The organism is Anabaena sp. CCY 0017, assembly GCF_963920885.1.
Classification (GTDB): Bacteria; Cyanobacteriota; Cyanobacteriia; order Cyanobacteriales; family Nostocaceae; genus Nodularia.
In genome coordinates this window covers 1-13,072 of the sequence record NZ_CAWUDG010000023.1, presented here as the reverse complement: position 1 = coordinate 13,072, position 13,072 = coordinate 1, and the positions used below count along the sequence as shown (strand labels likewise).

The following is a 13,072-nucleotide window of genomic DNA, read 5'->3' as shown; positions in this document are numbered from 1 at the left end:
AATATTATATTTATTTCTCTTCCAACATTTTTTTACCTGTAGCTAACCACTTTAACTGTTCTAGGGTATATGTTTTACCATAAGTGACTTCAGACAAATTATTGAAAAGTTGCAAAAGTTCGTCTCCAATTCGATTCATACGATTTTTTTCTTCATTTGTAGAAAATGTATAGTTTCGTTTTTGGGTAATAATTCTTTCTTGTTCATTTCTCACTTCGTCAATCTGTTTTTGTAATGTTTGTGTTAGTTTATCTGAAAGGTTCCAGAAAGATTCCTTGGTTCTACAAGTGAGAGATAACCTCATTTCAGGAGAACGATTTTTGAGTTCATCATGTATTTTTTTACCAATATTTTTGAGAATCTCTTGCTCATGTCTATTTTGATTCATGACAAATTGGAAAATTTCTACGAACACGAAAGTTACAATACCAAATGGACCTTCAAATAATGAAAAGATAAAAGTTCCTAATGCTGCTTGAAAAATTGCGGCTTGGATGAAACCTATCCAATTTCCTCTCCCCATGAGAGTACCAGCAAATCCGCTAAAGTCCATCATGACTAAACCAACAGCTAGTTGTAAAATTTTATCTACACGATTTTTAGAAATCTCCTCAACTGTAGATGAAACATGAGGCATATTCCCGGAAAATAAGTTTTCGATATTGGAGAGTTCTTTGGCAAAAGTAGATATCTCACCTTCTAATTTAAGTGCTAATCTTTGCAATTCACCCTCAGCAACTAAAGGTACTTGGTCAGGGGAGCAACGCGATTTTGTGAGGTGCAAAAAATTTGTAATATAAGTTACCTGGGTATTGAGCGATCGCTACCTAGAAAAGGTAAAAATAGGGAACTTCGACCAGGGTTTATTAGGAATCAGCCCTGGTAATTGAGATATAAAATTCGATCTCACATTTTCGCGTTGCTCCCCTTGGTCAGCCCAGTCTTTAAATTTAGCCTCTAAATATCTCTGGACATCACTTGAAGCTGATCGTTTGAGTCTTTCCTTTGCGCAGGAATCAACTAAAGCTTTAGCAATAGTTAGGGGATTAAAAATCTCTACTGTAATATATTCACCAGCTTCAGATAGCCAAAGAGTATTCATGTCTGTAATATGCTGATCTAAACTCGCGCAAAGCTTGACTGCAATTACTTCACTGTAAAGTCGAATAGTTTCCTGAATATCTTCTTTCTTTTTCTCCAAAGCCTGTAGTCGAGTTTCTGACTCAGTTCGGCGCTGTTCTAATTCTGCCAAGGATTGGTCTAAAGCAGCCTTTCCTAAGTCAATTCGGATATGAGCTTCATAGATAATACTTACTAGCAGCTTAAAGGCGGAACTTAAGCCAGCCCGAACTTTCTCCGCACTGGTCAAAAATATTTCTAGTGTTTTTTCCAATTCCAAAATGCCGGATGCTTCTAGTTTCGGCTGATTCACTGGATTAGATTGACGGGCTTTTAAAGCAGCTTTAGCATTGGTAAAAAACAAATGTTTGTTACACTTTTCTAAGTCAGGTTGCCCAGCCATATTGAGAAAATAATCTTTGAGATATAATCGGAAGTAATCTTTGAGTGATTCAACTTCGTCCTCATCTATGAGGTCAATCTGGTTCACAACAAAGAAAACATGATCAACAAAACCAGGTTTGAAGTGAGTTTGGATAAATTCTCGTTCAGCTTCTCCTAACGGTTGTTTAGCATTGAGTACAAATATAGCAGCTTGCGATTGTTCAAAAAAGTTAGTTGCTACCCTCGTTCTAGTAACTTGTTCAGCTAGTCCAGGTGAGTCGATGAGCCTAATTCCTTGAGTACAAAAATGGTGCTGACACTGAATCTTGGCGTACTGAATATTCTCGAATCGATCTAAAAAACCTTGTTTGTTAATAGTTTCAATATCTTGTGGACTCAGGCGGAATTCCCGGTTAAACTCTTCCAAACTGATTGTGCGGGGTTCATCTTTTCCTGCTTCATAAATTTCTACTTGCTGATGCTCACCAGCTACCAACATAGTAATAACTGCGGTTGCTGGCATAGCAGATACAGGTAAGACTTTACTACCAAGTATGGCATTTAAAAGAGTACTCTTGCCATGTTTAAATTCACCAATGACAATTAATTTGAAAATACCTTGTTGTATGTCATCGGCTTTAGCTTCTAAGGCTATGGCATCGTTGACTAAACCTAAACCGGGCAGAATACTTTCATTGGAGGAAAGGTTGAACGGTTCAGAGTTACGTTTACCAATCAAAGTGCTAATTTGCCGTAAAATCAATTCTGCTTTGTGGAAGAGGGCGGTAGTATGATCAAATCCCTGAGACCATTCTTGGGAACAGTTGAGTTCACTTTCATTTTCTATATCTGTAATCATTACTCTCATTAAGTCCGTTGCTACTTTAGCGTTATTAATCTGTACCCCGTTCTTCAATCGCTCAAGATCAGCTTGTAAAAGTTCTATCTTAACCTGCTGAGACTCCTGATATGTTTGTTGGGTAGATTTCAATTCCTGAATTTGCAAAATATCAATGTCAGGCTGAAATTTAGGTAATACAAAATTAGGGGGAATAAAATCAGTATTCTTGAATGCTTTAAAGTACCAAATACCTATTTCATAAGCGATGCAGAGATTGGTTGCAGCAGTTTTGTTATCTCCTGCAAATTGATGCACGGCTCGATTACCATCCCGTCGGAGTTTATGCAATCGTTGCAGGATAAAAACTATATCTGCTTTTTGGGCATGAAAGGTAGCTTCAATATGTCTGAGGCGATCGCTTAAGGTTTCTTCAGGAGCATAAATACCCAACTTAATAGTAACTAGGTCAACTAAATACTCCGCATAAGTACGGAGAGTGATTAAACAAGGAATGGGTTCATTCAGGCTATAAAGCCGTTCTGCTTTCTTTCCAAGTTCTTCCAACTGTTGACTACAAGACCCAATAAACTGAAAATTACTAGAGAAATTCATTAATACCTTTATCTCTCAATCAGATTAAATCCTGCGATAATTGGCTGATGGTTATTTAATATCTGTAAAGGTAATTATAAACACTTTTCTATTAGAAGTATATATTTTAAACGCTGTGCTGCCTTGCTTTAATAATAACTACACTGTACAGGTACATTAAAACTGCTCTTTAAAGTTCTGAAACCGCCGCCGGAGGTGAGCATCAGGGTGACGGATTTTTTGCTGATTGCAGGTAAAGCATAGGGCGTGTTAGGTTGAACACCTATAACGCACCGAGAATCTGGGATGGTGCGTAGCGCTAGGCGACAACACACCCTTGTATCTTAGAAAAAGTGGTAAACCGTCAGAATACTAGGTCATATTAGACCGCGACCACCTTGAAAACCGTAGTTTTTGTAATGAGGTTACAGTTTAGAAATCAAGCTACAACTGAATAATATACTCTGCTCAAGAATTCCAGGTTCCAAAATAGACGGAATTTAAAAACTAATTAACCAGATTTGATATTAATTAATCGCGATTCATCCGCACTAAGTCGGTCAAAATACTATCCAAACTTCCATTGACTTGGATTTTCTCAATCTTCTCAGCAATTCTTTCTAATACTTCTAACTCCTTTAAACGCAATGCTACGGGGTTATCTTCCATTACTTTGGCAGTATTTAACATACTGCGAGTAGCAGCCGTTTCTTCACGACGACGGATAACGTTAGCTTGGGCTATTTTTTCTGCTTCTACTACTTTCCCTAAAATCGTTTTAATTTCACCAGGGAGAATAATATCTTTGACTCCAACCGAATCTATTTCTATGCCATAGTCGGCGGTTTTTTGGTGAATGTAATCAAAAATACTGCTATCAATTGCCCCTTTATCTTCTAGTAAGGCATCTAGAGTTTTTTCACCTACAGCACCACGCAAAGCAAATTGTAGCTCTTTGTATAAGTAGCTAGTGAGATCCGATAAACGGTTTTTGGCTGTGAGTGGGTCGGTGATGCGGTAGCCAGCAGTTAAGTTGAGGCGCAAAGGTACTTTATCTTTGGATAAAATATCTTGGCCGGATAGTTCCATTGTTTGTTGGCGGAGGTCAAAAATTTCTGTGTTTACAGAACGCCCAAACACCCACCAAGCGTGATTCCCGGACTGGAGTTGTGTTTGAAACTCTTGATTGATGTACAACAGTCCCACATACTGGGGGGGTATGTAGGCAATATGTAAACTATTGAGGCTCAAAATTACAGCTTCAGGTAGACCCACAACTAACTCAGCAACTAAGTCAGAGGACAATTTAGCATCGGTGCTGATGTCAATTACTTCGACCTCTACATCTCGCCAAAACAGCTTGCGACTGCATGGGGGTAGGATACTAATGACTTTACCTTGATAACGAGCGATCGCAACTTGTTGATTTTGTAATTCGACAGTTTTGCAATAAGCCTCTACAAAATCGGGATGTTGTGAAATCAAGATATCTTCTAAGGGAAACTCTGGATTTGGAATCATCCGGCTGAGAGTCCGCACTGAAACATCTCTATTTACAGCCCAAAAAGCGTACTCTCCGGTTACTAGGGGGCGTACAAAATTATTCTGCACGTACAGCAAACCAATTTCGTACTCAAAAATTTGGAATTTTTTGATGCCATTTAAGGTATTTACCCGTAGTTGCTGCACAAATTCAGCAGGTAATTCCAAGTTTTCATCTAAGTTGAAAACATGGGATTCTACTTCAATAAAACCACGCCAAAAAGCCTTTAATTGATTAGGGGCAACACTGACCCAATTTTGACCACAGCGAACTAAAGCAGTTTCATTAAATGCCGTTTTAACTACTAACAGATGTGGCTGTAACTCTGCGCTATGATTTCGCAGCAACAATTCCAAGTTCTCAATTTGAGACTCTGGTTGATTGAGGTCATAGGTTTTTACATTCCAGTGCCGACCAAAATAGTTGTAAGTACCAGGTTGCAAAATTTTCTGAAAATCACTGCGTTGATACAAAATCCCAATTTCGTTAGGCTTGATATAAAAAGTTTTCCACAAAGAAATTTTCATAGATAATTTAGGCAGTTTTAGCCGACGAAAAAAGTTTAATAAAAACATAGGTAAAGGAGTTATCAGGGGTGCATCCCAGTTTTTATTCCTCAGTAGAAGAATAATATTGTCATTGCGTTCGCGTAGCGTCTCGCAGAGAGGAGGAACGACGTAAAGCCTTCGGCATAGCTAGAGCCTCCGGCACGCTAACGCGAACGCTTACCGCGTAGCGTGTCGCCTTGCGACTCAGCAATCGCATGGACTCGTTCTTAGTGAAAGATTTTGCGATTGCTTCACTCTACTTCGTTACGTATGGCTAAAGCCACGCTACGCGAACGCAATGACGGGCTAAAAAAGTGGGATGCTCCCGTTATCAGGCATTAGTGCCAATAACTTAATTAGCAGATAACTTTTGCCTTAATACTACACATACTACATTAAATTTTAAAACTCTGCAAATGTAGGTTTTTACAGTTCAGTTGCGGGCAAATGTCACATCCAAAACTGGATTAAGAAGGCTGGTACTTATTCCTAAACTACCCTTGGGTAATCTAGAAACAGACAACAACCCTCAAATCTGCCGTTCAGGTAGCCAGTTCCAGAACTCTGGATAGGGAAACCGAAGGGACAGACTCAAGTCAGGGAGAGAAAATTGGCGCTGGCTTCTTCACTGCTACTACCGAACACCACAAGTGATGAGCGCTAGTAAGCCTACATTACAGAGTTTCTAGTAACCTTTTCAGGTTTGTGTTTTCACCTTGGAAGGGTGGGTAAAAAGTACAGGAATCGAACCTGTAACACATCGATTTCTAGTCGATTGCTCTACCAGTGAGCTAACTCCTTGGGTTTATGTGTGACGTTACAGGTTACTTTGTAGTACACGGTCAATCCAGTGGTTGGCGCGCCAGTTGGGTATACAGAACCCAAACCATAACAAAGCCTGTGTATTACGCCTCATTACTCAATGTAGCACAAAGTAAATGGGATTGTTGGGAAATGTCTAATCCTGAAAATGTCGCCGGAATCGCGGGTCAATTTTATCGGTTTTTTGCTGGTTACAAGTAAAGCAGAGGGTGTGTAAGTTGCTCATATCGTTTTGACCGCCACGGGCTAGAGGAATGATATGATCAATTGTCAAGTTAGTTTCTAACTTGGTTTTACCGCAGCTTTGACATTGGTATTTGTCACGTTCAAAGACATATTTTCTCACTGAAGGCGGGATAGGAATGCGGGGCGTTTTATTCATGAATTACCCTCGTTGATTTGGCACAAGCGAGAGGCTTAGATCCCCGACTTCTTCAAGAAGTCGGGGATCTGTATGTTGTACAAACAGAAGACGAGATAAATAGCTATACGATGAAAAAGGCTATATATTCCCGACTAAACTATCAGCAATATAAACATCTTTATTGGCAAATTCCACAACTTCTGCATCGGTTACAAGTGGTTGAATATCGTCATTACCAATTACAGGTAATAAATGCTTATACAATTGCATGGATTCTAAGCAATTATTAACGTGTGAAACTGCGGAATTATAATCTGCTACTTTTTGTTCAATAACACTCAATAAACGTTGATTCTTGATAATTTTATCTTCAGCTTCTTCTTGCAAAGTTTTCTCTAAGTAAGCACGTGCTTGGGGGTACTGCTGCAAAATATCATCGGCTTGTTGTTCCGCCATTGGTAACAACTGAGTGTTGATAGTTTGGTTGATAGTTTGGCGGAAGGTTTGGCGAATTGTTTTCTTCACCTTTGGTTCAAAATCTAACTTTAACAATTGTCTAATTGCTGGTTCTGCTTCTACTATGCTTTGGGAGTCATAACCTTGGGAGGTTTGCAGCAAAGTTTGGCGAAATTGATAGATAGAAAAAGTACCTTCATCATAAAATCTATGACTTTCTTTCACGAAGCGATCGCACTCTACACTAGCATCACTTGTTAAAACCTGAGACACTATTTTTTCTACAGTTTTTACCTTTTGTTCAATGCCGCCATCATTACCTAACAAGCGATACAATTGACGATAGTATTCTGATTGGCGAATCTTTTCCATTAATTGCCGAAACAAATTAGCAACTAATTCCTGGGAAGCATCTATCAAAACATCTTCTAATTCATTTGCTAAATAGTATAATGCTTCTACTAAAACAGCTAGTAAAGGCGCAGTTGAATTCCGGGGATGACTGCGAGTAGAACGTTGATAAGCATCACTTGCAGAAAAAGTATCTACCAACTCATCTAAACGTCGAATCATCCGTGATTGTAGTAATCGAAAATCGGACTCAAAACTATCACAGGAATTATTAATTATTTCGTTGACTTCATCTTTGATATGCTCGTCAAAATCTTTTCCTACTTGCTGTAATTGCTGATTCAGGCGTTGCAACTCTTGCGCCTTCATCGCCTCAATTTCTCGTGGTTGACTATCTAAATCTCTTTGCTCATCTTGATAATATTTTTTCAATTTAATACAAATTTCTTGCAAATCATCAGCCAGGGTTTTAAAAAGCTGTGGACGCTTTTCTTCTACTAAATATTTAGTAATAGCTGTGCTGAATTCCTCAATACCGCTATCTCGAATTAGCTGATTAATTAAAGGCGTTCCATGTTCAGATAAAATCCGCACATAATTTTTATTGGGAGTGTCATTATTGAAGTAAATGTTGAACTGAGTTTGTGCAAGTTTACCGGAGATACAGTATTTATTAAACTCATGAATAAATTGCGGGGTTTCTTCTGTACCATCCAGACTTTTAATACTCTCTGCAAAAATCGAATCTAAACCGAATCTATCCTGGATACTTGTCTGTTTAATTTGACTCCCGTAAAATCCTAGTAATCCACTGGTTTTATAAACCCTACTCGTATCCCGAAACTGGCTGCTAATTAAATCATCTAAACGCTGCCTTAATTGGGTATTATACCAAGTTTCGTCAATGCGGTTGAAGGTGTAGAAGATGCGATCGCGTATTCCCGCATTGTCTCGCATTTTTTCTAACAGTTGCGTTTCTTCCTTCGTCATATCACCACCAGAAGCAGGTTTCAACACACACACCACCGCCGATGTATCAGGATGTTGAATTTTGGCGTAAGTTAACTGTGCATCCTTCTCTACTGGCGCATCAATTCCTGGTGTGTCGATAATGACATTACCATCCTTTAAAAGGTGATGGTTGCAGTAATATTCAATTCTCTTTAAAACAGCGCTATTACTACCACGTCTCGCATAGCCAGCCGCTTCCTTGAGATTAGAAAAATTAAATTCCTCCATCGAATATGTGGCATTATTCATAGTATGAATATGTTGGCGATTCGCCTCATAACCATCCAGCAGCAATATTAAAGCCTGCGCTTGCTTTGCGCGTTCCGATCTACTTTCCCCACCTTCGTGCTGAATAATACCCTGACAACCTTGACGCAAGACATTAACTATTTCAGCTTCATTGATATTAACGGCTGTTTTAACTCCCAACTGTTGACATAAAAAACTAGCTTGTTCGCGAATTTCTACTTCACTTAAAAATGTTAAAACAACCCGTTCTGCATTTATTTCTGCATATTCAATTTTGCATTCTGTACCTGTAGCGTGTCCTTCTGCACTATATAATAACTCCCGTTCTAGTAGTGCATTAATCAACATTGACTTACCCGCACTAAATGCACCAGCAAACACAATTTCAAACTTTGGAGAAATAACTTTTCCTAAAGAAGTCCGCACAGGTGTAATATCTTGAGACCGTAAAGATGGTTCTTGCTGTAAAAGTTCTAATATAGACTCAACTTGTTCTGCTAAATTTTGGCACTGAGTAGGCACTTCTGACATGATTAAATATCCATAAATATCCAAGTATATTTTAAGATTAAATCTCAGTAATGTACTTCAGTAATTTTACTCAAAGTTACCCCTGTTTTCTCTATGAATAACCATAAGTTTACTTATACATATTCTGTCTGATAGCTGGTATAGCCACAGATGCGCCTGACTAAATTCTGTGTACATCTGTGGTTAATTCATTTAAAAATTCTCTGCGTTCTCTGCGCCTCTGTGGTTCGTATTCATCCAAACCCCAGACAAATCATCTAAATTTATTTCTTGTGCTTTACCAACTTCAGTATTTTGCAAAAGCACCGTAAACGCACCCGCACCCAGTCTGTCTTGGGGAAAAAGCCGATAACAAGGAATATTACTTAAGTGGGACTGATATTCATTTAAATAAGTAATTTTCACTGCTTGAAACTGAGGAAACTTTGACAAAAACCATTCACAAACCTGCTCATTTTCCTCAGCAGAGTAAGTACAAGTCATATAAGCCAGATATCCTTGTGGTGCAACTAATTTAGCAGAGTTAGCTATAATTCTTTTTTGGCGATTAGCACTTCTATTAATAGCCGTGGGATGAAAACATCCTGGTGCTTTTTCCCCTTTAGCTAGTAAAGATTGCCCAGTACAAGGAGCATCTACTATAACTAAATCACTAGAGAAGGGAATATTTTCGGCAAAAATACTAGAATCTCGATTAACTACAGTGCAAGGGCTAATTTGACAGCGTTTAAGATTAGATATTAGCATCCCTAAACGTTTGCCAATAACTTCATTGCTAATCAGTAAATCAGGTTGCAAAGCTTTCCAGGCGAAAACACTCTTACCGCCAGGGGAAGCACACATATCAAAAACTAACCGGACTGGCTGAGGAATTGTTAACAAAACTGAAGCTGCAAATATAGAAGAAAAATCTAAACAATAAAAATAACCTTCTTGATGTAGGGGATGCTTACCGGGCTTTTCTCCTAATAATAAACGATTGACAAAATCTGGTTGCCATTTCGTTGGTGATTCCACGGTAAAAGGCAACAATTCTGGCTGATTTTGACACCAAAGAATAGCCGGATTAAAAGGTTGAGGATTAATTAACGCATCAATAAAATCTTCTTGTTTATCAGGGTTTTCAAACAAACGCCGGGAGAGTTTAAGTAATAAATTTGATGGTTTTTCCATTAGTAAAACTGTTACAGAAGAACAATGCTATTCAGGGGTTTGGCTGCATACTGAAAGTCTAATGACCGCCATTCTGATCATGATTTTTCAGCTAACCCACTGTACAGGAGATGGTCATAAATGTTAGATGATTTTCCCCAGAAATTACGCCGAGAAGCGCAATTGTGGCGAGATGAAGGACTCATTAGTGCTTCGCAATACGAAGACCTCGGACAACGTTATCGATTTAATAACCTAGAAGCTGCTGCACGCGATCGCTTTGTGGTAGTAGTGGTTTCTATAGGTAGTATCCTTTTGTGTTTAGGTATACTTACCTTTGTAGCAGCCAACTGGCAAACATGGTCACGAGAAGTCAAATTTATCCTGATGATGAGTTTGTTTCTCTCAACAAGTATCACTGGTTTTTCTACATGGAACCAAGCTAAATCAGGCAACAACGAAAAGAATAAACAGCAACAAGGCAAACGCATCCTGGGAGAAAGTTTACTAATTTTAAGCGCTTTCATTTTAGGCGCAAACATAGTTCTGATGGCACAAGCTTTTAACATTAACGGTTCCATGCCCGAACTGTTTTTTGCTTGGGGATTTGGTGTTTTGGCTATGGCTTACAGTCTGTCTTTAAGTTCCCTGGGATTTATGGCCATTATCCTCATTCAAATCGGGTATTGGATGGGAAGAGGAGATTTGTCATTTTCTCCAGGCGACTTAAACTGGGTTCGTTTGCTAGTGCGACATATGCCCTTGTTATCATGGTTACTCTTTGTACCCTTAGCATACTTTTGTCGCTCGCGCTGGATTTTCGCCTTAGCAGCCTTAGTTTTTGCTGGTACTTTGCAGTTGAATCTCAATCCTCTACCACTGCTGAATTACTCTAATATGGCTCCTTGGGTGGCATCTTTTGCTTTCGCACTACCGCCGGCACTATTCTGGAGTTACGACGATTTGCTGTTCCCGACAGTTAATTACAGGTTATTTCAACCTCTTGCCCGTAACCTAGCCTTAATATTTTTTGGACTGGTGTTTTATGCCTTATCTTTTCGTTGGCAATGGGTAGCCCCAGCCTTTAATTCTTTTGTGCCAAATAACACAAACAACCTGTTCATGTCTCTGCCTGTGATCGATTTAGGAGTCCTCAGTGGTTTAGCAGTATTACAATGGTTGTCGCTGCTGCGGCTGAGAAATAACCCTCCTCGCCGGGAGATAATTTTCACTCTTGCTGTTGTTACCACCTTCTTGGCTTTCATCATCATTACACCTTTCTGGCATCTAGCTATCACGCGCATTGATGAATTAGGCAGTTTCATCTTCAATGTACTGTTGGCATTTTTGGCATCAGGGCTAATCCGAGAAGGATTAAAGTTAAATAACAGAAATTCCTTCTGGGGCGGTATGCTATTACTAACACTGCAAATTATTAGCCGCGTGCTAGAATACGACACTGACATCCTTTTTCGTTCACTGGTCTTTGTTTTATGCGGTTCAGCATTAATTAGCGCCGGACTGTGGTTTGAACGTCGCCGACCTGTGGGATCTAATTCGTAGTTAGTAATGCTCCCGTTGGGAGAGCTACGCTCTAAGCGCAGCTAGGCCGCAGGCTTTACGTAATTCGTAATTACAGTTCTGTAAGGGTTTGAGCATTTCAAATGGGGAACTTTTTTCCGTTGACCTATAGTAATTGGTAAAATCTCTGTACTTCCCCCTTTTTAGAGGATCTCTGCGTCAGTCCTAATTCTGGTATTTTAACCAGGCACATTTGTGAAAAATCACCCTTCATTTTAGGACTACGCTCATGAAAAGTAATTCCTCTGAATCGAGTGGAAATAAATCATTTAAAACATTATCCCCAGAAGTGGAATTCTCCGAAAAGCTGACTTTTCGAGATTACCTCATTGCTACTGAACAAAAAGCGAACAAACCGATACCTTTTTGGCGGTTATTAGTTCCTCTGTTAATTCAAACAGGAATAATTCTCGCAGTTCCTACCCAAGCAATGTATACTAATATCGCGGGTAGGGATGTAATTCTGCAAACAGTGGCTCAAGACCCAAATAATGTTGTTCAGGAGTTTTCTCTAACACTGGAATACAACATATCCCGTGTGGAAAATTTGCGAAGACTTTCCGGTTGGGATGATTTACTCAGGAGAAATCAGGGGAGAAACAGACAACTGCTATCAGGAACCAACTTGTACGTGATTTTGCAAGAGCAACGAATTTCGTCTGGTCGTGGTGTTCCCAGCGCTTGGAGACCAGTCAGAGTGAGTAACAATCTGCCTGAATCTCTTCCCAGTAATCAAGTGGCTTTGAGAGGGGTATATGAAGATAATGCCATTACCTATGGAATAGAAACATACTATCTTCCAGAACAGCAACGGCAGCAAATTAGTAACGATATCTTCCAAAGCGTCCAGCAAACTAGAAGAAATAGAGGTAGACAAATCCGACCAATTACGGTGAGAGTCAAAGTCGATCCTCAAGGTAATGCTGTACCCGTTAGTTTGTGGGTGCGCGAGCGAAATTATACTTTTTAACCCTGTTTGGGCAAAAATGCCTACAGGTTAGAAGCCACTGTTTCCAAGAACAGAGCAACGCCTGGGCGTTGCTCAAATTTTATCGAAAATAGGGATGCTGTCTTACAAATTAATCTTCATGACGGACATTCCAGGCTGCACCGCCAGCCGCACCTACGCCTGCTACTAAACCTGTACTCATGCCTTGTATAGTTTTTTCTATGGGATTTTGTTGTATACAATTGCTCGTTACTGTTTCGGATTGCAAGCAACGATTGCTTTCTGCCCAACTTGACGTACCACCGAGAATTACACCAGTTAGACTACAGGAAAAAACAAGCAACAACAGGCGTTTGGTTTTTCTATCCATAGATGGATGCTTTAAAGGTGAGGATAATATAAACGATCTCAACTACTCTACACCCGTTTTAATAAATTGGCTACAAATTATCACCTGCTGCGGTAAAAGATTTCTGTTGAGGGGCAGCTAGTAACCTTCGCTACAAAACCCGAATTTTCATACTAGGGACTTCCAAATAATAAATTACCCAAAAAAACTTAAGAGAAAATGTTTGTTAGA

The 13,072-nt window shown here is 39.4% G+C and carries 9 protein-coding genes and 1 tRNA gene; 2 read left to right on the top strand and 8 right to left on the bottom strand.

The window, feature by feature from the left end; translation table 11 throughout:
- Positions 1 to 10 precede the first annotated feature (10 nt).
- From ACM0OW_RS20750 to ACM0OW_RS20720, 7 genes are all read right to left on the bottom strand, one after another.
- Entirely contained in the window at positions 11 to 784 is a 774-nt protein-coding gene (locus ACM0OW_RS20750; RefSeq protein ID WP_414552032.1) for a hypothetical protein, read from the bottom strand.
- A gap of 39 nt (positions 785 to 823) precedes the next feature.
- Positions 824 to 2,956 carry a dynamin family protein gene (locus ACM0OW_RS20745; RefSeq protein ID WP_414552031.1) on the bottom strand — a complete coding sequence of 711 codons (2,133 nt, stop codon included), beginning with the start codon at positions 2,954 to 2,956 and terminating at the stop codon, positions 824 to 826.
- A gap of 510 nt (positions 2,957 to 3,466) precedes the next feature.
- Positions 3,467 to 5,005: an SPFH domain-containing protein gene (locus ACM0OW_RS20740; RefSeq protein WP_414552030.1), complete on the bottom strand. Its 1,539-nt coding sequence runs from the start codon at positions 5,003 to 5,005 to the stop codon at positions 3,467 to 3,469.
- A gap of 750 nt (positions 5,006 to 5,755) precedes the next feature.
- Positions 5,756 to 5,827: transfer RNA gene (locus ACM0OW_RS20735), tRNA-Ser, on the bottom strand.
- 157 nt (positions 5,828 to 5,984) lie between these two features.
- Positions 5,985 to 6,230 carry an HNH endonuclease gene (locus ACM0OW_RS20730; protein WP_414552029.1) on the bottom strand — a complete coding sequence of 82 codons (246 nt, stop codon included), beginning with the start codon at positions 6,228 to 6,230 and terminating at the stop codon, positions 5,985 to 5,987.
- A gap of 120 nt (positions 6,231 to 6,350) precedes the next feature.
- On the bottom strand, positions 6,351 to 8,810 hold the full coding sequence (locus ACM0OW_RS20725) for a dynamin family protein (RefSeq protein WP_414552028.1): 2,460 nt from the start codon (positions 8,808 to 8,810) through the stop codon (positions 6,351 to 6,353).
- A 192-nt stretch (positions 8,811 to 9,002) separates the two neighbouring features.
- Positions 9,003 to 9,983, bottom strand: a complete 981-nt coding sequence (locus ACM0OW_RS20720) for an RsmB/NOP family class I SAM-dependent RNA methyltransferase (protein WP_414552027.1) — start codon at positions 9,981 to 9,983, stop codon at positions 9,003 to 9,005.
- Positions 9,984 to 10,103: 120 nt separating this feature from the next.
- On the opposite strand from ACM0OW_RS20720, the gene ACM0OW_RS20715 reads away from it, so the two are divergent.
- Both ACM0OW_RS20715 and ACM0OW_RS20710 read left to right on the top strand, forming a co-directional pair.
- Positions 10,104 to 11,525 carry a DUF2157 domain-containing protein gene (locus tag ACM0OW_RS20715; RefSeq protein ID WP_414552026.1) on the top strand — a complete coding sequence of 474 codons (1,422 nt, stop codon included), beginning with the start codon at positions 10,104 to 10,106 and terminating at the stop codon, positions 11,523 to 11,525.
- 247 nt (positions 11,526 to 11,772) lie between these two features.
- A complete protein-coding gene (locus ACM0OW_RS20710; RefSeq protein WP_414552025.1) occupies positions 11,773 to 12,513 on the top strand; it encodes a GDYXXLXY domain-containing protein in 741 nt (246 codons plus the stop codon).
- Between the two features lie 109 nt (positions 12,514 to 12,622).
- Here the strand turns inward: ACM0OW_RS20710 and ACM0OW_RS20705 are convergent, their stop codons facing one another.
- The gene (locus tag ACM0OW_RS20705; protein WP_414552024.1) at positions 12,623 to 12,862 is read right to left on the bottom strand and encodes a hypothetical protein; all 240 of its coding nucleotides are present in this window, start codon (positions 12,860 to 12,862) and stop codon (positions 12,623 to 12,625) included.
- Positions 12,863 to 13,072: the final 210 nt, after the last annotated feature.